Raw genomic sequence first — 25,538 nt, forward strand, 5'->3', positions numbered from 1 at the left:
TTCATTTTTATTGATTTACCAAAATCATCGAAAACTCATAAAAATAACTTTGAGGTGTATTATGAAAAATCCAAAAAAAGTACTCACTTACTTAAGTGTGACAACCGGGGTAACTGCAGGTGCTAGTTTGGTATCTGTAGGTGTATTGTTATCATTACACAGTTCTTATAAAGCACCCCACCAACAAACTTACTACTTTATGGAACTCCAAAAACAAATCACAAAGAGTTCAAATGCATTAAAATTACTTTCACAAAAACAACAAAATAACGACAAAACCACAAAACTTTCCTCAGAAGTTGATTATGCAAATCGACTTTTAACTAACGAAAACTCAAGCATTGTATCAATGCTTGAACAAAGAAACAAACTTAAAACAGAAACCATAAAAACACTTTTAAGTGTTGAAAATGATCTTAATCAAACAAGAAATCTTGTTGATGAATATTGTTCATTAGTTAAAGATGAGGATTTTCAAGAAGCTATTTTAACTTCAAGAAATCAGGTAATGACCCAAATATCATTCCAAGAAAATAAATCAAACGCTCTTAATTCATTTTTTCAGGCACTTGATCCACTAATTTTGCAAGAAAACGAATTTTTAATTGGTTTAGAAACCAAAATTTGGACTAATCATAAAGAGCTTATGAAAAACAATTCTAGTAAATTTAGTACTCAGGAAAAAAGTGCTCTTTTATCAACTATTGATCAAATTTTATCTTTATTAGCTCAACCGACATACTCACGAGATGCATTAAATGAGTATGAAAAAGTTTATGATCAAATGGTTGATAAGCTTTCTCTTATCAAAGAACAAGAGAATGAATCCCTTAATAAATTCTTAGAAAATGTGATTAGAGTTGAAAATGAATTAAACGATTTAGCAATCGATCGTTCAATTCTTGATAATTTCATTCAACAAATTAATAATTATAAAGATATTGCTCTAAACCCAACTCCAAGCTTAGCGATTGATAAGGTCTTAGAAATTGATTATTTAAATAATTTATTTAATAATCAATTAGAGATTTTAATCAAAGCAACACCGGATATTAACAAACTAAAAGAAACTTTATTTTTAAGTTTGGAGAATTTAAAATCGGTTTCTTCGAGTTCAAATGTTCAAAAATTGGTAAATTTGCAAGCGAACAAAATTTTAAAGGGAAAAAATAAAAGCAATATTGAAGTTTTAAACAGTATTTCACACTCGATTAATTTAATTAGTGCAGTGACAAATATTGAAAACTTAAACAAAACTATTCAAAATAAAATTCACGAATCTTTAAAAAGCAAAAATCTTAATCAAGCAACTGCTCAAATCTTTAATGCACAATTAAAGGATATTTTAAATTTAAAACTAAATAATATTGATGAATATTTGCTTAAACTTAATAAACTTTACAATGACATTAATGATAATGTCCTTTTAACTTCGCTATTTAAAAATTCTCTCACTAAATTAAATGATCAAGTTTTACAATGTCTTGATAAAGGATTTAATGTAGATAAGAAAATTCTAAGTCAAATGACTTTTGATATTTCTCGCTTACTTAATTCAAATCCTTCGATTAATGAATTAAATAATACTTTAAGAACTCAAATTAATCAATTTAGAAAAATCAACCGTGCTGAATTAAAGAATTGATATGATTTTGCACTTTCGATCCTTAACACTGATAATGATGTTGATTCTCAAATCAAAGAAAAATTTGATTTTCTAAATTCTAAAGCTCTTGCATTTATTTCAAAAAATTCAGTTCCTATCAAAGAAGAAATGCAAGTTTTAATTAAACAATATCGTGAAGAATTTGCAAAAAGCAACATCAGTAAAGAACTTTCAAATATTTTGCTAAAACACACTCAAGCAAAAGAACAAGTTATAAAAGTGTTTGCTAATCAAAACTTAAATATTAATTCAAAAATTGGAAATCAAATTATTAACCAAATTGACGAATTACAAAAACAAGCTAAAATTCTGTCTAAAAATCCTAATTTATTATCAACACAAAAACAGGAACAATTATCAAAAATTATAAATCAACTTAACAATATTCAACAAACTGCTCAAATTTTTAAAAATATTGAAGGAGAAATTTTAATCGCAGATCAATTATTAGCATCTTCAAGTGATAAGAAATTAGAGCAAAACATTTTAAAACAAGAAACTTTTGAACTTGAACAAGTCAAAAATAAAATACTCGAGTCTATTGAACAAACAATAAATATTGATGATTTAAATGATTTATTTGTTCAACTAAATCATGCGATTGAAGATTATAAAAATAGACAAGCTCAATATCAGGGTGGAGAATTCTTAAAAGAAAACATTAAAGAAATTAATCGTGTTTTCTTTCCTTATTCATTGGGTGGAGCTCCTACTCGTATGCAGTCAAAAATGATTGATCAAATTAACATATATCACCGAAAATTGTCTCAAAAAACTTTAAGCATTCAAGACAGAAATAGTATTGTTCAAGAAGTTGATGACTTGATAAAATCGCTAAATTGAGCTAAAGAGTTAGAGTTGAAACACAATCAATTAAAAGATTTAGTGAACAACAATGAAACTAAAGATTTTGGTTCATTCAAACTAGAAGCAGAATTTAACCAAGTGAAAAAATTTAGTAATCAATTAGATCAAGAAATAGATAATTTTTCTACTTTTAAATTTGATAAAAAACAAATTCAAATTAAATTAAAAAATCTTAATAATGAATATGAAAAACTGTCATTAGCTATTGCAATTGGACTTTTACAAAAAGCAAACCAAGAAATTCAAGATAACAAAATTAACGATAGTAAATATGAAAATAAAAGTATATATAACCAAATTAATGCTTCAATTGTGGAAATTCAGAATCAAACAAATAATTTAATTAATAACCCTGATAAAACTAAAGATGAAGTGAATGAGCTAACAAAAACTATAAAAAGTTATTTACCTTTAGCTCAAGCTCTTAAAGCAAGTGCAAGTAAATTGATAAGTATTGATCAAGACCTAAACCCAATTACTTATACTAGTTTAGTTAATTCAATTATTAAAAAACCAATTTATGGTGAATTAAATGAGCCAACTAATAGTTTGATTAATTTTGGAGATTCAGAACAAGTAATTAAACTGAAAACTCAAATTTTAAATGATGAATTAACAAAAGTTCCTGAACGACTTGAGGCTGAAAACAAGCTAAAATCGCTGAAAAAAGTTTATTTAGATAATCAACGCAGCCACGTTATTTTTGATTATGCAATTACAATGTTTGACGATAAGATCGATAATTACAAAAACCAAATATCACAATTTTACATAAGCAATGCTAGTTTATTAATGTTGCGTGATGAAATTGATTTTTACATTAAAATAGAAACAGCAAACAAACAAGCGATCCAAAAACAATGAGATGATGTTCAAACACTTAAAACAAATTTAAAAAATAAATACGAGCAAGCTAAAAAAGTTGATGGTTTGTCTGACACAATTTATACAAATGCAATTTTTGCTGAGTTTGATACTTTAAAAGATAAGCAAGATAAAAATGGGAAAAATATCACTTCAACTCAGCAATTGCAAGATAAACTTAATCAACTAAAACTTGCATATGCTAAAGATTGTTTTGTCAATGTTTCAGACCAGTTAAATGAACAACTTAAATCATGAAATTCTTATTCAAGTGAAATTAAAAGCAATTATATTAATGTCTGGACTGAATTAATAACTAATTGAAACAAGACAATTAAACAAACAGTAATTCAATATCAAGATAATTGAGAAATAGCAAAAATTAATCAGGATTATCAAAAAATATTATCTTTAAATGCACTAATTATGCAGTTAAAAGTAATTTTTGATTATTTGAATTCTCATTCATATAAGTTTTCAGAATTTAAGACTCAAAAACCTATAAACTCTTTATTATCTAAACTTAAAAACAAAAATAATTATTCAGGTGATTCATACATCCAAAACGCACAGAGCATTATTGCACTAAGAGATGAGTTGAGAGACTTATATTTTGATAATGTTTCAATTCAAGATGTTCAATCAGGTCAAGAATCAAAAATTAATCAATATAAGCAAGCAATAAATGCAAAACTTGCATTAGCAAGTGGAAATATTGATTCAAATTTACAAAAACAAATTAATTCTAAATTAATGGATTTAATTAATAAAACCAAGTCAATTAAAACTAAAAATGATTTAAGTAAGATTGATTATGAATTAAGCAATATTCAATTTAATGATCAAGCACTCAAAAAGCTTGCAATAGTTACTAATCAAGCTCAAAAATTAGTTGAACGAAACCAAAATATTCCTTCTGAACAAGTCGGAAAACAATCAATTATCAATTTAATTTCAAATTTATATAGCTCTTATTCAAGCAATTATTTAGAGCTAATGGCTTCACAAACAAGTTCAAAAGCAAAAGAACTTGAAGATAAAATAGCATTATTTGAAAAATTTACTCAAGTGTACGAAAAAGTAAATGATGCAAAAAGTAAAATTCCAAGTGATTATGACAAAATACCAGAAGCAAAAACTAAACTTGAAACATATTATGACTTTTTAATCACTAGCTTAAATAGCGGATTGATTACTCAAGCTAAACTTTTAAATTTTGAAAATTCTTTGGTTTCAGTAAATAAATTAATCACTGTTCAGGTTGATAAAATAAACATTCAAAATCATGTATCAAATGAATCTGAATACACTAATTATAAATACAAAAATAAACAAAGCTTTAATTATGGATTTATTAAAGATGCTCAAAATCTTGCTCAAGTAATTTTAAAGAGCATTCCGAATAATCAAAATAATGCAACTGATATAGACACTGTGCTTTATCCAACTTTAGTTAATCAATTTCAAAATATTCATAACTTATATATTGCTCGTAAAAATTCTCTTAATTTTATTTATAAAAACAAGAACAATGCTATTGATTCAGGAATTAAAACTAAACAAGTTAGAAAACTTAGTTTGAATAATCAAATTAATCCACAATTCTTAGAACTAAAAGAAAAATTAGATGACTTTTACCACGATCAAGCACAATTAATTGCAAATGCACATAGCATAAATGAATTAACTAATATTAATTTAAATATAGCTGAGTTTGATCTGTTCTTTGATCAATATATGCAAATTGCCCAACTCATTAACATAGCACAAAATAAAATGAAAGCTATTAGCAATCATTCAAATCAAGCAAATGTTCAGGATACATTAACTAAATTAAACGATCAAATTAATAAAGGTAAAAGTTCTTACTTTAATAACAAGAATAACAAAGAACTTGAACAAAATATTTGACTTTTAGACACGTATATTGCACGTTTAGAATTAGCAAGTACAATTGCACAAAAACTTTCTCAACTAGATAATTTTAATTCTAAACAAGGAGAAAACGAATTTTTAAGTCAGCAAGCTAAAGTTCCATTGAAAAACATATTAAATCAAGTTTTTCAAGAGTTAAAAACTAATCCAAGTCTTGAAAATAAACAAGCTTATCAACTATTATTAGATAAATACGTTAAAGGTGTTTCGAATTATTCATATGCTATTGCCTTGATTAATTCAAAAATTCTTCAATCAAACATTTATAAAGCTCAACAATATTTAAACTCTTACAAAATTAAGATTAAAGCAAACCCAAATTATGAACCTTTAAATATTCAAACTTTATATTCAAGGCTAGAAAGTAAAATTACTCAAGCTTTAAATTTTTTACACGGTACAAATGGTGATGAAACAGAAAAATTAAGACTATCAAGCGAGCTTTACAATACCAATAATGGTGTTTTAGACTTAATTCTTCAAGCTCAACAAGCTAAAGCTAGAACAATCTATCAAAAGCATTTAAAATTAAGTCAATTTATTGCTCATAATTTTACTAATAGCAATAATTCTGTGATATTAAGCGATTATCAAACTATTGCTTTAGATCCAATTCAAACAATTGATGTTTCTAGTCCAAGTAGATTAGAATCGTTTAATAATGATTTAGTGTCAGCGCAAGATAAATATGATGATCAAATATTAGCGATCTTTAAATGAGAAGCTAATCGTTATAACTCATATAAAGATAAATTTAATCAATTTTATAATTTCTTAAATAATCCATCAACAGCAAACGTGGATAAAAAGTTAATTTTGGAAGTAAGTGGAATTACTCAAAGTGAATTAAACTCATTTAATCGAGCAATAAATCCAGAATCATCAGATACTCTCCATAATAATGCTAAAGCATATGCTCAAAGACTTAGTCAAAATGATAATAATCTTAAAGCTTGATTAAAAACTTTTAAGCAAAATGAACCAATTCAAGTACTTGCTAATGTTGCAAATGAGTTTGCTCATTATTATTCAAATCTTATTTCAATTAAATCAATTCCTTCGATTTTGATTAATTTCAGTAACTTGAATAGAATAAAAGAACAATTAAGTGATAATGGAAATATAAATATTCGCAAATCACTTAAAAGCACAAATTCTGAGACTAATGAGTTAGCAAACAAAATTAATAAATTTATAAATGAACTTGATTTGTTCACAACAGATAAGCAAAACAGCATAAAAAATAATTCTTTCCAAGACAATATTTCATTTGCTTCTTCAACTCCACAAGAGATTTTAAATCGAAGAAGCACATACTTTAATACATATAAAGATGTTGTGATATCTCTAGCTAAAGCAAAGGAAAAATTACATAATTTAGTCTTTGGAGAATCAGAATCAGACAAAGCAACCTTACAAAAAGCTTTAACTAATTATATAAAAGGAACCGAGCAATTTAAAGGTAGAGCAAATCTTAATCATTTGATTGAAAATATTGCTAATTCAGAACAAATCAAAGAAATTGATAATGATCCAGAAGATAAATTCAAAGTTGTAAAAACCGAATACAACAAACTTGCTAAACCAGCTTTAGAAAGTGTAAATGAGTTAAATTCATTGTCAAAAGACACTGCTAGTGATGCACAAATTTATAATTCAATTACTAAAGGATATGATTTAGCATACAAGTTATTTGAATGGACAAATAATTCAAGAAATACTAGTTTATTTTTTGATTTTCTCATACAAAAAGAAAATCAAAAAGCTAACTTTGAAGATATTGTAGCCAAAGAAAGTACTACATTAGAAAAATTTAGGGATACACTTGAAAATAATGATATTGAAGAAGAAACTATTCAAATTGATGGAAAAGAATATAAAGCTAAGAAAATTAGTTCACAAATTAATGCAAATGGTTCGAATAAAATTGGTGATTTGTTTAAAAAATTTAACAGTCTTAAAAACACTAAATTAATTTTTAACTCACAAAATATAGAGGTATATGTTTATAAATCAACAACTAATAGTAATGATAAATATATCACTTCACGTTTAACTGTTGATCCTAGAATTAAAAAAGGTTTTATAAATCTTTACTTTAGATATATTAAACCAAGTTCATTAACTAAGCAAAATAGTGCTTTTTCAAATGTTGAAAGTTTTGGAATTAAGTTTGAAAATGTAGGGATTTCATTTAAAACTTTAGATACCTTTGTAATTACTAAAGATAATATCAAGAATCAACAAAGTCTTGAGGAAACTCTTTTCACAGCTGAAGAAGCAGGGTGGAACAATCTTCAAGCACCGTCTCGTATATTCAGTGCTTTTAATAAATATTCACTAGCTAAAGCAATCGATGATAATGTTGAGTTTTATACCGAAAAGATAGACGAAGACATTAATGCTGAAAAATCTAATACAACAACCTCCTCACCTGAGTTTAGAATTAAGGTTAAATTAACCGCTCCTTATCAAAATTTTAAACAGTGAGGAGAAAAAATCTATTGAAAAACACTAAATCCGAATTTTGTGTCTGATAGTGGTCTCCAATATCAAAATAGCGATAATTACGTAATAGGTTTTATTAATAAAAATCAAAGAAATTTATATAACTGAAACGATAATTATCAATACAAATATAACCAAATTAAAGACAAAGATAAAAATTTATTATTCTTACCATTTATCATTGGAATACCAATGAAGAGGGATGGTGAAACCGAAAGAGTGTTAATGGTGATTTCTTGGCAAATTTTAATGCGTTTTGATAAGAATGCTACTAAGGATCCACAAAAAATATCACTCGGTAATGAACAAGTTTTAAAGCGTGTTTTCTTCTTTAAAAGAAAAAACCCTAATGGTTGAAATTACAATAAAACTAATACTGATGATGGTTTATTCACATATATAATGAGCAGAATTAAATATAGAGATCTTGAAGGTTTAACATTCAAAAAAATGGACGGTCAATTTACAAGTGGAAATTCAAGACTATGAGCACAAGATCCTAATATTGAAATGAAAGAAGATATTTCTGGTAAAGATCGTGGTCCAGGAACTAATGATTTTTATAAAGCAATTGGAGAACAAGGTTTCTTCAATATTAAATTTAAATTACATTAATTAAGTATTAAAGGAGTAATATGGTTAAAAACAAAAATAGTAAACTTAAAAAATCTCTTCTTTATTCAGCACTTTTAGTAGTACCAGCAACCACTGCTAGTTTAGGTGCAACTTTATTTACAATTCACTCAAAAGAAAATATGTCTCAGTCAACAGTTTATGGCAACTTTCTTGAAAGTGAAAGCATATTTAAAATTTATTCACCATATATAAAAGCTGATAAACAAGCAAAAGAGAAAATTGAACATTCTTATAATCAAGCTAAAAATGATTGAAAATCAAAAGAGAAAAGATTAGTTGAAAAATTAGATATTCTCGATAAAACACAAGAACTTGTTTTTGATTTTTATATTAATCATATCAACAAGATTCAAATCCAAGACCATGAACCTTTGGTATTTTGAAATAAAGTCATTTCCAACCAAGAAGCCCGGATTAGAGAATTAGATTTAAAGCAACAATTTTCAAACCAAAAAGAAAGTAATCGAGCTCATTTTTTTAGTCTAGTAAATACTAATAATATTCAAGCAAAACAAGATTGTTTAAAGAAACTTTCAAACCAAATTACTCAATTAGTTTCATCACAAAATGACATTTTAAATCCATTTATTAATCTTCTTGAGACTTCAACAAACAAGTTAGACAATTTACCTTTTAATGGACTTAAGAAGGAATTAAATTCAACTTTAATTCCATTATATTCACGGATTATTAGTTCAAATGTTCGTGTAAATGAAGTGGAAATTGCATCCCAAGAGACACATAATCAAGTTACTAAATTAGAGCAAATGCTTTTAAATTCTAAAAATGAGATCGATCAAATTAATCAATATTTAAATTTAATTCAACCTTTTGTCAATAATTTTGCTTATTCACAAAAAGAAAAAGATAATGTTCAAAACTTTCTAAACGCAACTAAAATTCAATTAGATATTGCATCTAATAAAGCCGATATTAATCAAATTTACAACAATATTATTACCTTTTATCAACAAATTTCCGATACACAGAAAAGTGTTACAGAAATTAAACAAGTCATATCAAAACTTAGTGATTATGTTGCGCAATTCAACCCTTTACTTAATTATAATAAGCAAGTAATTAACTCACTGATTATTAAAACAGCTTTAATTAACAACAAAAAACAACTCATTTCAGCTAAAAGCGATTTGTTCGGTGAATTTTACACACTTCAGTTTTCAAGTCAATTACTTGATGAATTAAATCATAAAATTAAGCAAGCATTTGACAATCACATTATCAATAAAGGTAAATTTAATTCATTAAATGGACAAATTCAGAATATTGTAAATCAAAGAATGAATACTAAAAAGCTTTCTCATCAATTATTTACCTTTTACAACTCTTTCACTAAAGAGTTTGAAGAATTAACCGTAGTTAATAAAGAATTAAAACTCATTCAAACACAAATTTTGCAGATTAATAGACTGAAGTTTACCAGTGAACATATCAAAAGCAAGTTAAATAAACTCAATAATGAAGTAGTGAAAACTTATTCAAACATAGTAAGTGTTTCATTTATAAAAGCAATTAAAAATCAACTTAATGAAGAATTAAGAAACACCTTAAGAGCTAACCTAAAGGAATTAATTAGTTTGTTTGAAACTCAAGTTAAATTGGTCAGAGATTTAAACAATGCCAACAACAAAGAACTTTTAGAACAAGCACAAGAGTTTAGTACTCATTCACTTGAAATGAAGAGTGATTTTAATCCAGTCTCTTCAAGTCGACTAATTGAAAGAATTGTTCTTTACAATAACAAAATACAAAACTTAGTTAATGTCTATAAGCAAGCTCAAGTTCAAAATCTTGCAAACTTTGCTAATGATTATTTAAAAGAAGTCTTGTCGAATAATAATGCTAACTATATTCCTACAATTAATGAACAAAAACGGATTGATTTATACAATATTTACAAAGATAAACTAAATCAAATTCGTGACCAAATTAGCAAAGGTAAAGGTGAATTATCTTTAGAAATTGAGCTTGAAAATATTACTCAAAAGCTCTATAATCTCACTTACACTGGAACACATTTTCGTAAATTATCACAACTTGAGCAAGCAGCTAAGCAAATGATAAAACAAAAACAAACCCATGCAATTTCAACCTTAATTAAACCTTACATAGATAATGCAGTTAATCTTTGTTCTCAAGTACAGGGTTTATTCGAAAATCCAAACACTACTTTAGAACAAGTTTTAAGCTTGCATCAGCAATTAGATCGAGCATTAAAAGATTTAAACCAAGCTGATATTAAAATTTTAATCCAAGCTAAAGTAGAAGAATTAAAAACAGAAATTGACATCAATTATCAAGAAAATTATTCAAGTTTGGGTGCAAAAATGTTGTTTAACCAATACACTCAATTACTTGATCAAATCCAAGATTCATTAAATCAAGATACAATTCAAAAGATTCCAACTAAAGTTAATCATTTAGTGTCATTAATTCCTGATTTATATCAACTTGAAGTTAATTCAAAAGAATTATCTAAAATTATTTCGCTCAAAAATTCATCTCTTTATACTGGAACTAAAACCAGGGGAATTATTAATTTTGCAAAAGAAGAGATTAAAAAAGCAAGCCAGATAATCAATTCAATCAACTTAACTCCTGAACTTGTGAGTTTACAAGAATTACAAAAAAGCAAAAATAAACTACTTGAGCTTCAAGTTTTGATTGGAAATACTTATAACCAAGAGAAAATTAGCACAATTAACCAAGAAATTCAAATGAGTGCTCCAACCCAAAGCGGTGGAGCAAATGATATTTATCAAGAAAACTTAACTAAACTTGATAATTATTTAAGCAATCAAAAATCAGCTGAATTAGCTGATAAAATGGAAATATTAAAAGAACTTGCTAATGTTTCAGCAAACTTATTAGCTTTATATAATTTGTATAATGTCGATGATTCAAAAGATTTATCACTACATATTTTGAAACTATTAGAAAATAATTTTCTATCTGGTCAAGATACAAGAGAACAAATTCTTGTTAAAATCAAAAACCTTAAACAAGCTTGTCAAATTATTAAAGCTAAAAAGACATTTTTAGAAGTTGCTCAAAAATTAAAGAGTATTTTACAAGAAAATCAAGATTGGAAGATCTATAAAGAACTTAAAGTTGATAGTGATTTAATATCACAAAAAATCAACTCAATTATCAAAAATGATGATTTAACAATAGAGCAAATTCAAGCCGAAAAAACTGATTTTGAAACTAAAATTAAGTTATATAAAAATCAAAAAATTAATCTTTTAAGCTCATTAAATCAAGTTATTAGTCTAGTGGATAGCAAACAAATTAACTTAGATAATAACATTATTAAACTAACTAGTGCTAATGAAAATTATCAATTTAACACTTATTATCCAAAAGTTAAAGAACAGTATGAAAGTGATAAAAACTCTATTCACTGAAATAATGTTGATAATAATGACATTAAGAATTATTTAACAAAGCTTGAAATTGGTTATTTAAAAGATTTTGCTTTAAATAATCTTAAAGATATTCAAAGCATTGTTAATTCAATTAATTCTAATAATTTGCAATTAAAAAACAAAATTGAGAATGCTCAAAAATCGTTTGATAATTGAGTAAAGAGCAAACTAGAATCAATTAATCTAACAATGGAAGAAATTGAACACATAAATCAAAAGATTACTCAATTTTTAAATTTAATATCACTTCAAAAACAAGTTTTAAGTTTTATTACTCAAAATCAAAATCAATCATCTCAAACTCTTCAAAACGCTATTAATGCTTCAATTGTGGATATAAGTAAATTAGACAATATTAATTCTCAATATTTAGCGTTAAACCAAAATTATCTTAGCCAAGCAGGGTTAAATGAAATTAAAGCTAATATTCTTGCAATTTTAGAAAATGATGATTTAAGAAATGGTGCATACGGAATTGTCAAAAGTTTTTACAATCAAATCGCGAGCACCTTTGATCCTATGTCTATTACAAAGATGAATAGTTATGTAGATAGTGTCAAAACTTTAGCTAATTCAAGCACATCTTTAGAACAATCTAAAGAATTACTAAATCAAGTTATTTCAGTTAAAAATAAGATTTATTCAATTGCTCAATTAGCAATAAAGGTAGGAATTAGTCTAAACACTCTTATCAATATAAACACTAACAATGTATATTTATCAAAACTTAACGAACTTATCAACCAAGCAAGAGAAAATTATTTTACTCAATCACATGATAACAACATTGAGTATTACCAAAATCTAAGCAATCAAATTTACTTTACAACTCAAAAGTTAATCGCTTTTGATGTTTTAAGCTCAAAAATTAGTCAAATTAGAAATATTATCAATAAGTCAAGCTTTAATTTAAGAAGTTTAAATGGTAAAAATGGTTTAGAAAAACTAAAAGAGTTTAATGATTATTTAAATGATTTTGAAAAATCTGCTTTAAACCAAGAATATAATTCCCAGGCAGTTACTAAAATTAACGACTTAACATTTAAAGTAAACGAGTTAAAAAATATCATTCAAGCAGATGAAGAAACATTACTTTTTGGCACAAGTTTAGCAGTAAATAATTTTGCTATTTCAAAAACAGATTTAGATGATGTGCTTAAAATAGTTTGAGATAGTTTACCAAAAGATAATCATCAAAGTGCTCAAGAATATCAATCTGCAACTCAAAACATTGTTAAAAATATTTACGCTCAAACAGCATTAATTAAAAGTCGCAACATTTACCGACATGAGAATGCAATTAAAATTAACTCTTTGAAAGAAGACTTGTTTGAACCTTTAGTGCACAATGATTTTAAAATTGCTTTAACTAAATTTCTAGATAATCTATATAAGCAAAACCAAATTCAAAATACTTTGACCATAGCTCCAAATCAAAGTGGAGAGTTAAATATTATTCGTCAAAAAATTAATCTTGTTCAGGAAAAGTTAACAACTTTAAAAACACTAGCAAGTAAGGTTTATCAACTTAATGAATTAATCAAGAAAATCAATACTAATCAAACATTAGTAAATAATGTTAAAAGTCAAGCTCTTGAGTTAATTCAACGAGCTCAACTTTATTACGATAATACTGATAAAATGAGCTTAGAAGGTGAAAATTCAATTGAAAAAATCCTTGAACAATTAGAAAATATTCACTTGAGATTAAGCTTATTAAATACTTATGATCAAGTTAAAACTAAATGTGAAACAAACGAGCTTTTAAGCGACAATGAAAAGCAAGTTATTAACACTAAACTAAACCAATTTATTACTTTATACAATGCTCCAAATGCTAATTTAAAGCAATTATTTAATACTTACTTTGCACCAGCAGAACAAGTTCACTCAAATAAAGAGAAAAATTTACTCATTGAATATGCATTAGATAATGCTATTAAACTTAAAGCAGAGTACAAACGAGCCTTAAATTATATTACTTTCCAAGATGCTCAACTGGATAATGCAGCTGTAACAATTAAGTTTAACCAACTTAATGCATTGATTAACGGTGCAAATGGTGTTATGACTACTCTTGGTAATGTGAATAATAATGAACAAGCTAAAGTTCATTTACTTAACGTTATTAAAAGTAATATTGATCAATTAATTAATGCAAAACGTGAACAAGTTAAAGAAACATTAACCTTGAATAATGAACTTAAAAGCTATTTTGATAAGATAGTTAGCAAGGTAAATCCAAATACGACAATTACTTATATTGATGGGTTTATTCAAAAAGGAATAAATGATTTAGAATCAATATCTTCAAGTTTAAATGATCTTTCATACTTGCAAGCAAATGCTTATTTATCACCAGCTCAATCAGTGACCAAAGCACAAATTTTTGATTTATACAATAAAGTTAAAGCAAAACTAGTAAACATTCAAACTAATGTTCTTAATTATGTTGATGAATTTAGAATTGATAAAAAAGCAATTTGAAGTGGAGCGAACTTACAATTATCAGCTTATAAACCGCTTTTAGCACTAAAAGAAAAAATTGCATATGCTTTAAGTTTAGATTTTAGCAACATTAATAATTATTCAAGTAAAGTTGATCTTTTAATAAACCTCATTGAAGGAGATTATCAAAAAACTATTAATGATTTTATTAAGTATGTTAAAGAACAATTTGCTCAAAAATTTGTGTCTGCTAATTCAAAAAACGGAACTGGTTTTTATGTGAATTTAATCAATAAATTAGACCAATTAAAGCAAAATATCAAGCAAAAAGGAAAAAATTTATACAAATATAATCAAGTTGAAGAACTTGAAAATCACTATGATAGTTTTAAGAAAGAGTTTGAAAATGCTAATAACATTTATGCTTTATTAGCATCTAAAAATAATGCATCATCATTAGCTAATTTTGCTAATCTAGTTAATCAATTAAACTTCAGCTTTTTAAATTTACAAAAAGCAATTAAAAACACTCTTGCAAAAACAATGTCATTTAATCCACTTGAAAGTGTTTTTGCTGATCTTTATCAAGAAATAAAGTATCAAACCACATCAACTGATACTAATGAAATTAAAAAGCAATTTAACGAGTTTAAAAACTCAATTCAAGTAAAAATTGAGCAAATTGATACATCAAATAATTTTGATTTTGGTTCACTAAATCAGAATAGTAATTTAGCTCAACAATTATTTGAGCTAATCCAAGTAATAAATGAATATAATGACTGGATTAAAAAAGATAAAAACAATAGCTTATTATTCAAACAACTAGAAGCAAATCCAAGCATAACCAATCCACTTGCTCCAAGTGAAGATGGATTGAATCAAAAATATGATCAAAAATATAAAGTCATTATTGCTAATGAAAATATTACCAGAAAGAAATTTACTCAAACTTTTGAAAAATTAGCAAATAACAGCTCAAATGACTTGGTTGAAATTGATAATAATGATAGCTTCTTAGCAATGTTTAAGCAATTTGCTTTTACAAGTAAGGACATTGAAAAAGCAAGTGATTTAAAATCAATTTTCTCACCATTAAAACTCAAAGTTTACATTAAAAAATATGATCCAAATGGTTGATTTAATCTTATCCCTTCAAGTAAAGAAGAAGTAGACCGTCAGTCTCTTAAAGCAAAAATTGTGTATAAATACGAAACTAATTATGTTGATGTAGGTCAAGAACAGGTTGAAAAAGAAGTAGTAATAACTTTTAAAACTCTTGATACTATTGCAATTCCAAGAGAAACATCAAGTATCTTCATAAGCGACCAAGAAAAAGTTGGAATTAATGCTAAATATGAAGTAATTGATGTTGATGAAGCTGGTTGAAATATTGCTCAGGTCACTGATGCAAATAGTGAGCAAGCTAAAAAAGTAAAGGAGCAAGTGATTACCAAAGTTTATAACAAAATGAAAAGTGCTATTTTTGGAATTAACAAGAATAATAGCAATCCCACAAAGGATGGAGAAATTGTTCAATTTAAACCAGAGTATCAAAATTCGCTTAAGGACACTGAGCAAAATATTAGATATACCACAAATTCTACAAATTCAAGATTGAGTGCATTTTTAGATAAGAATAATCGAGATAAGAATGCTCAATATGGATTTGATTTTGAAAATCAATTATCAATCCCGATTACTTATAATGTTTCATTAACTTCTACTAAAGACCATGAAATCTTAAACATCATCCCACTTGATAAAGAAAAAGGATTTGCTTTCTTACAGCTCAATGGTGGTGTTATTACTGGGTTTCCAACATATGGTAAGAGAAATGGGCAAGAAAAACCTGAGTCATATGAATACTTTTTACGTGCACGTGATGGCGGTGATGTTTATAACATTTATAACGACCATGCTTGATGATGAACAACTCCTATTAGCAAACTTCCAACTGGACTTAATCTCAACTTATATACGTTTAATATTGATTATGATCCAATTACAAGAAAAGTTTATTTCTACAATTCATGGACTGAAAACACTCTTCTAGTGATTAATAAAGATAAACTTGCAGCTTCAATTAAAAGTTATATGAATAATAATTCTCTTAAGCAAAGTGAAAAGCAATTCTTACAGACTTTATCAAATAAATTTGGAACTCAACCAAAGAATTATCGTCCAACCCCAGATGAATTAGCAAAAACATTTTCAATTTTTGCCTCGTTTAGTGATCAAGTGTTTAAAAATGTTATTTCAAATGCAAATCGTTGATTAATAACCTTTATTTATGAATCACTTGGAGCAAATCCGATTTTACCAATTACTGGTGGAGAAAGCACAGTATATCGAACAAATAAAGATGATCCAACAACCGCAACCTTAAAACCATTGCCTAGTGCTGATTATAAACAAAAAACAAATGAGCTTATTAAAGCTTCAGCAAGACAATCATTATATGCTGCTTGAATTAACTCGTTCTGATTCAAAATCCGTTAACCAATGGACAAATACATAGGAAAAAAGCACATTTATGGAAAAAAGCATCAACCTTTAAAATTCGATGCTTTTTTTCTGCAAAAATTTCCACATTAGTGGAAATTGGTGTTTAAAAACGTTCGATTTACGTGCTAAACATGATATTTACTATATAATAAAAAATAATAAATTATTTATAGCGATTAATATAAAAAAATGAGGTGTATTATGAAAAAATCTAAAAAAGTACTAACTTCTCTAGCTGTTACAGCCGGTGTAACTGGAGGAGGAGCTTTAGTATCTGCTGGAGCATTGTTATCTTTACACAATTCAGTCAATGTTAAACGTAAACAGACATACTTTTTTATGGAATTGAAGAATCAAGTTGAAATAACTCAGTCATCATTAAAATCGCTCACACAAGAACAATTAAGCAATGAAAATATTAAAAATCTTTCGCTTGATGTTGATTATGCTAACCAACTTTTAGCTAATGAAAATTCTTCGATTGGTTTGATGCTTATTCAAAGAAACAAACTTAAACAAGAAACTCCAAAAGCACTGCTTGATGTTGTTAATGATATAGAACAAGAAAAAAATCTTGTTAATGAATACTATTCTTTAGTTAAAGATGTTGATTTTCAAAATATGACTTCAGGAGCCAAAGATAGAGTAATTCAAGCACTTTCTTCTCAATCAAACAAAGCTCAAGCACTTGAGTCCTTTTTCCAAACCATTGATAAGTTTATTGCTCTGCAAAATGATTATCAATTTGAATTAGAAACTAAAATTTGAACTAATCACGAACAATCAGTCAAAAATATTTCAACCAAATTTAGTGCTCAGGAAAAAAGTGCACTCAATTCAACCATTGAACAAATTTTATACTTACTTCATCAACCAACATACTCACGTGATGCTATTGATGAATATAACAACATTTATGAAGAAATGATTAATAAGTTATCTTTAAACAAAGAAAAAGAAAACACATCACTTAACAATTTCCTTGAAAATGTAATTCAAGTTCGCAAACAAGTTAATGAACTTAAAATTGATGATTCACTTAAAAACAACTTTTTAGAACGGATTGATAATTTTAAAGCAATTGCTTTAAACGATTCGCCAACATTAGCTATTACCAAAGCTGAAGAAATTGTTTATTTAAACGGTTTGGTGAACAATTCGTTAAGTGCTTTAATTCAAGAAACCCCCGATTTAGATAAATTACGTGTAAAACTTTCACAAGATTTAGCTAATCTCCAATCAAATAATTTTATTCCTGCGGTTCAAAATTTAATAACTAATCAAATTGAAAAAATTCAATCAAACCCAACTCAAACTCCAACTGACCTTTTAAACAGCATTGCTCAAGTAAATGATTTAACAATTACTGTTAAAAATATCGAAAAATTAATCGATACCATTAACACTAAAATCAATCAATACTTAAATGAAAAAAACCTTGCTCAAAGTGATGGACAAAAGTTTGAAAAACAATTAAACGATATTGTTGAGTCAAAATTTGATAATACTAACGAATATCTCACTCAATTAAATCAATTGCACAATAACATTTATGACAATGTGCTTTTAGGTAGTGTTTTTAAAAACTCGCTCAAAAAGATTAACGACCAAGCAATTGAAGCACTTGATAAAGGATTAAATGTTAATAAAGATGTTTTAAACAAAATGTCAAATAATATTTCAAACCTACTTAACTCAAATCCTTCAGTTAAAGAGCTTAATGATACTCTTAGAGTTGAAAGTCATCGTTTAAGAGATATTAATCTTACTGAATTGAAAAATTGATTTAACTTAGCTGAGCAAATTTTAAATACTGATCTTGAAATTGATTCAAGCATTAAAGAAAAATTAAGATTTTTAAATACTCAAGCAAGCAAACAATTTCCTGCAGAAAAGGCCGCTATTCGTGGAGACTTACAAATCTTAATTGCTCAATACCGTGAAGAAATTGCTAAATCTCACATTAGTGAGGGTCTTCAAAAGACCTTATCAAAATACGGTGATACTCGTCAAGCTCTTTTAAAAGTTTTCCCAGAACAAACCAATGGTCAAATTGATTCAGTTTTTGGTGCTAAATTGTTTGAACAAGCTCAAGAACTGGCAAAACAGGCAAAAATTACTGCTCAAAACCCAAACTTAACTCAAGTTCAAAAAGAAAGAAGATTCCTTGATATTCAAAATTCATTAGATCAAATCGAGAAAAATGCTCAAACTTTCAAAGAACTTGAAGCTAAAGTAGCTTTAGGAGAACAAACTATTGAATCTTCAAATGGTAAAAAATCTGAACAAGCTTACTTAGAACGTGAAGCTTTAGCAATTACTCAAATAAAAACCAAGATTCTTCAAGCTTTAAACGATCCTTCTAGTGTAAGTGATTTAAATTCTTTATCTGATCAAATGGATCAAGCAATTAAAGATTACAAAGATAAACAAGCCGAATATCAAAGTGGTCAAGCTCTTAATGATTACTTTAAACGAATCAATGATCTCTTTGCTCCTTATTCGCTTGGTGGGAAACCAACTTCAATGCAACAAAAACTGCTTGATAAACTCGGTTCTTATCAAAAAGCACTCACTTCAACTACCTTAACTAAAACTGAACGTGATTCAATTAATGATCAAATTCTCAAATTAATGGATGTAGTCAATTCAGCTCGTGACCTTGAAGTTAAAAATAATGATTTAAAAAATCTGGTTAAAAATACTGAAAATAATGATTATGCAACCTTTAAACCTACTTTATATTTTAATCTTGCTAAAGCACTCAATCAAGAAGTAGATACCTTTTTAGTTGATTTATTTAATCCTGATTTTGATTCAGTTAAAATCAATAGTTATATTCAAAGTTTAACTAATCAATATTTATCTCTTGCTCTAGAAATTTCTGGTGCTTTGTTACAAAAAACCAATAAATTAATTCAAGATAACAAAATTAGTGATCAAACTTTAATCAATCAAGAACCTTACAATCGCATTAATGCTTCAATTGAAAGTATTAATACTCAAGTTAATACTTTATTGAACATGCAAAATAGAACTCAAGCTCAAGTTGATGAACTTGAAAATACCATTAAGCGCTACTCAAAGCTAGCTATAGCACTCAAAGCTAGTGCTGATAAATTAACAACTATTAACCAAACAACCAATCCAATTGCTTACAAAGCACTAAAAGATTCAATTATTGATAAACCTAATAATGGAGGTGCTAACGAACCAGCTAATAGTTTAATTGCGTTTGGTGATCTTCCTGATACTATTGATTTTAAAACTCGAATTTTAACTGCTGAATTAGATAAAAATTCAACTCGAATTCAAGTTGAGAATAAATTAAAGAATTTACAAAATATTTATGGAGCAAACGAGCGTAATCACGCTATTTTTGATGATGCAATTCGAGCTTTTGATCCCAAAGTAGTTGATTATCAAAATCAATTAGGACAATTTTATGCAAGTAAGGCTAACCTGACTACTTTAAGTCAAGAAATTGATTTTTTCATCACTCGAGAAATCACCACTAAAAACGCAATTCAACAAGCTTGAGATAATGCTATTGCTTCTAAAAATCGCTTAAAAGGTGAATACGATCAATTAAAACAAACTGATGGAATTACTAATTCACCCAAAACAGATACTGTCTTTAATGAATTTGATAATTTAACAAATGCAGTTGATTCAAATGGTAAAAAAACTACTTTAACCATGAATCTACTTGCTAAATTAAACCAACTTGAACTAGCATATGCTCAAGATTCATTTACCCATACTGCTCAACAAATTAGCACTAATCTTAATCCGTTTAATTCATATTCAACCCAAACTAAAAATGGTTATAGTGATAGTTGAAAAAATATTCTTACTACTTGACAAGGTGCATTGACTCAAACTGTTAATAATTATTCAGTTGATTTAGATTTAAGCAAAATTAAGCGAGATTATCAAAAAATCTCAGCTTTAAACGCCTTAATTGTCCAACTGAAAGAAATTTTTGACTATTTTGACAATAATTCTTTATCTGATCCAAGTCAAAAGAACATTGATGTTTTAACCACTCAACGTCCAGGAAACACACTCTTTGCTAAACTTAAAGATACTAGCACATATACAAGCGCTACTAGTGATATTTTATATAATCAAACTCCAATTAGTATCATTACTCTTAGAAATGAATTAAGAAACGTTTATCTCGATAATGTTTCAATCGAAGAAGCAAAAGCTTCACAATTAACTAAAATCAAAACTTACAAAATGAGTATTGATGATGCACTAAATATTATTGCAAATAATATAGATACTGCTTTAAAAACTCAAATTGATAACAAGCTTGATGATTTAATTGTTCAAACTAATGCAGTTCAAACCAGAGACCAATTGACTAATATTGATGATATGCTCAGTGACATTCAGTTTAAAGAAGAAAGTTTAAAACTTCTTGCTAAAAAAACTAAACAAGCTCAAACCCTCACTGCTAAGAATAATTCAATTCCACAAACTCAAACCGGTAAACAAGCTCTTGTGACTGGAATTAGTAATACTTACACAGGGTACACAAATAATTATTTAAATCTTAATTCAGATCAATTAGTTACTAAAGAAAAAGAACTTGAAGATCAAATTGCTTTATTTAATAAATTTGTTCAAGTATACGATTCAGTTGATCGTGCAAAACAAAGTTTCTCAGTTACATATGTTGAAGGTACTGGAGCTCAAGGTACTGCTGCCGCTGGACGCACCAAAATGATTGGATTTTTAGACCATTTAATTGAGCAATTAAATCAAGGAACAACTACTCAAGCTAAATTATTTACTGTCCAAAATACTTTAGATGTTGCACAACAATTATTAACCTTACATGAGGAAAAAATCAATATTATTAATACTCAAGTTGCTAATGAACATAAATATGATAATTTCACCTATAAAAGTGGAGCGACAGCCGCTAATTATGGGTTTGATCACGATGCTAAATTACTAGCGGATACTATTTTAGCAAGCATTCCTGATAATAATAAAACTGCTACAGATATTTCAACCCAATTAAATCCAAATTTAACATCTCAATTTAAAAGTGCACTTGATTTATATTTAGCTCGTAAAAACGCTTTGGATTTTATCTACAATAATGGTAATAATCCAGCTGATAAAGGAACTAAAACTAAAGAAGTTGATCAATTAATTAACAATATGGGTCAAGTTGAGACTAAGTATGCAACCTTAAAAGGAAAAGCTGACGATTTCTTCCATACTCAAGCACAAAAAATGAAAGATGCAACTGATCGTTCAACTATTGATGCTGCTATTTTAGAAGCAGTTGAAACTGACGTTTTCTTTGAAAAATATAAAACCATAGCTGAGCTTATTGATACTGCAAATCAAGCTACAAATAGTATTGCTACAAATCTTAATTCTGATGTAAACGTTACTGCTTCAATTAATAAACTGAATACTGAAATTACTAAAGCTCAAGGATATTATTACACATCTAAAAACGCTCAAAATCTTGATAATAGCATTTTCTTACTTGATACATATACAGCTCGTTTAAACTTAGCAATTGCAGCTGCTAAAAAGCAAGCAGAATTAAACACATTTCCTTCGACTCCAGGAAATGGTGAGTTTTTAAGTCAAGGAGCTAAGACTCCGCTAGCAAGCATTATTAATCAAGCATTTACTGATTTAACCACAATTCCAGAAACCAAAGATAATTACGATAAATTACGGGAAAAATATCTCACAGGTTCAGCAGATACTTCATATAGCATTGCCTTTATTAACTCAAAAATTCTCCAATCAAATATTCAAAAAGCTCAAGAATATTTAAATTCTTATAATACTTTAAGTAATAATGGTAATAATGATTATGAAACAGTTCCTATTAAAGCTTTATACACTAATTTAGCAAATAAGATCACTGAAGCAACTTCAATTTTAAATAATACTGCACATAATGAAACAGATAAATTAAGAGTAGCAAATGAGATTTATAATTCAAACAATGGAATTTTGGATCAAATCTTTGCTGCTGAGCGCGAAAAAGCTAAACAAGCTTATGCTCTTCATTTATCGCTTGATAAATACATTACCAATAACTTTACTGACCCGAATATTTCTCCAAGACGGTCAAATTACGAAAGGGATGCTCTAAAACCACTTGAAAGTATTGACATTTCAACAGCACAAAAATTAGAAACTTTTAATACTAAACTAGTCCAAGCACAAGAAGAATATCAAGACCAACGGGTAGATTTATTAAAATGAGAAGCTAATCGTTATAACTCATATAAAGATAAATTTAACCAATTTTATGATTTTATCAACACTGGAACTAGCAATGGAACTAGTAAAGAATTTGTGCTTGAAGTAACTGGAATTAGTCAAGCTGAATTAGACCAATACAATAGCTTAATTAACCCTCTTGTTTCAGATACGATTCGAACCCAAGTTAGAGATAATGTTAATCGAGCAAACGGAATGAGAAATGATATTAAAAACTGACTTAAAACTCAAGTTGATAACACTGTAATTGAACAAGTGGTTAATGCTGCTGATGAGTTGTATAACTTTTATTTAAATCACATTTCAATTAAATCAATCCCTTCGATTTTAGTTAAATTTAGTAATTTAACTAAGTTTAAGGATGAATTAACTGATAATCCAAATCCTGCAATGGAAAATGTTCGTAAATCACTTAAAACCACTCATTCAGAAACTGGAACATTAGCTACTCGAATCAATGAGTTTTTAACTGAAATGAATAGCATTTCAAATACTGCTCAACAAGATATTCGCGATGAAGTTCTTGAACCCAACGTTTCATATGCTAATGGAACTCCAGCTAATATTACTACTCAAAGAAATAATTACTTTATGCATTACCAAAACTTAGTAATCGCTCTAGCAAAAGCTAAAAGCAAGTTACTGGAATTGGTCTTTGGAACTAATGCACAAGATACTAATACTCTCCAAAAAGTACTCACTAAATTCCTTGATGGAGCTAATAATTACGATGGTCGTGCTAGTTTAACTAATCTGTTGAAATATCTTGCCACTCCAACTCAAGCTAATCCCAACATTGCTCCTGCCCAAGATCGATTTAGATCAGCTAAAACCGAGTATGCTAAAATCTCAAATCCTTCAGTACAAAGTAAAAATGAATTAAATGCTCTGCAAAAAAACAGTGCTAGCGATATTGATATTTTTGGGGCAATTACCAAAGGGTTTGACTTAGCATTAAGATTATTTGAATGAACTACCGATTCTGAAAACACAGATTTATTCTTTGACTTTTTAACTCAAAGTGTAAGTGGTACATTTAATTATGCCAACATACTTGCTAAAGAGGAAACAACCTTAGAAGCCTTTAAAAACGTCATTACCAACAATAGCATTACCGAAGAAAATCTTAATATTGAAGGAACTACTTTTAAAGGAAAAAAACTCAATCCTTTATTTAATCCTAACGGAACTGGAATGCTTGGTAATTTATTCGACAGATTTAACATTCTTAAAGGAACCAGTGCAATTTTTAACACTTCTAATGTCGATGTGTACATTATCAAACCTAATACTACCAATGCTGAATATGTTGCTTCACGTTTAACTTCAGATCCTCAAGTTCGTAAAGGATTTATCCAACTTTATTTCAAATTCCACAAACCTAATAATATTACTGATGCTAATAGTTCTTTTAGTAATGCAGATGGTTTTGGAGTGAGATTTGAAAACATTGGAATCTCATTTCATACCTTAGATGCTTTATTAATCACTAAAGAAGACATTCGTGATTCAGCTCATTTAGATCAAAAACTTTTTACAGCTGAAGAAGCTGGATGAAACAACCTTGAAGCACCATCTCGTATACTAAGTGCATTTAACAAATACTCACTTGTTAAAGCTATTGGAGATAATACTAAATTTTACGTAGAGAAAATTAACGAAGGTATAGATGATCCAATTTCTGCAAACACTAACTCTACTCCAAACTTTAGGGTTAAAATTAATTTTTCTAATCTATATAAGGGATATCAACAAATTGGAGTTCAAATTTTTTGAAGAACCTTAAATCCAAACTTTGTTTCAGATACTGGAATTCAATATCAAAACACTCCTGCTTATAGCACTGGACTTATTTCTCAAAAAGATCAAAATCAATATAATTGAGCTAATACCTACCAATATCGTTTTAATGCTCAAAAAGATCGAAACAAAAATCTACTATTTCTTCCGCTTGTTATTGGTGTACCAATGTTTTTACCAAATTCGAACGGTGAAATAGTGTTAATGGTGCTTAGTTGAAAAATCTTAATGAGATTTGATAAAAATAATACTTCAAACCAACAGATAATTTCACTAGGAAGTGACGATTCTTTAAGACATGTCTTTTTCTTCAAACGTACCAGTGCAGGAAGACGACATTTTACTGGTCAGAGAGAAAACGAGGACTTTTTCGAATATACAATGAATAAAATTAGTTTCAGGGATTTAGAAGGATTATCGTTTAAAGACTTGAGTAATTCAAATTTATGAGGACCTGATCCATATGTTGAAACAATGGATAATCTTTCTGGAAAAGGTGGAATTGGAACGCCAGAATTTTACAATGCCATTGGACAAAATGGATGATTTGATGTTAAAATTAAACTTCACTAATTTAAGGAGATAAT

Annotated in this window: 3 protein-coding genes; all 3 read left to right on the plus strand. The window is 27.6% G+C overall.

The features are described from left to right. Positions 1 to 61: 61 nt before the first annotated feature. The 3 genes from AC1RP9_RS01655 (at position 62) to AC1RP9_RS01665 (ending at position 25,524) form a co-directional block, all read left to right on the plus strand. Positions 62 to 8,455, plus strand: coding sequence for a hypothetical protein (locus tag AC1RP9_RS01655; RefSeq protein WP_481822649.1), 8,394 nt, complete (start codon positions 62 to 64; stop codon positions 8,453 to 8,455). A gap of 20 nt (positions 8,456 to 8,475) precedes the next feature. Then, complete coding sequence (locus AC1RP9_RS01660; protein ID WP_481822650.1) at positions 8,476 to 16,872, plus strand: rhoptry family protein; 8,397 nt, start codon at positions 8,476 to 8,478, stop codon at positions 16,870 to 16,872. Between the two features lie 207 nt (positions 16,873 to 17,079). Beyond that, positions 17,080 to 25,524, plus strand: coding sequence for a hypothetical protein (locus AC1RP9_RS01665; RefSeq protein ID WP_481822651.1), 8,445 nt, complete (start codon positions 17,080 to 17,082; stop codon positions 25,522 to 25,524). The last annotated feature ends 14 nt before the right edge of the window (positions 25,525 to 25,538 follow it).

Source organism: Mycoplasma sp. 3686h (genome assembly GCF_056781225.1).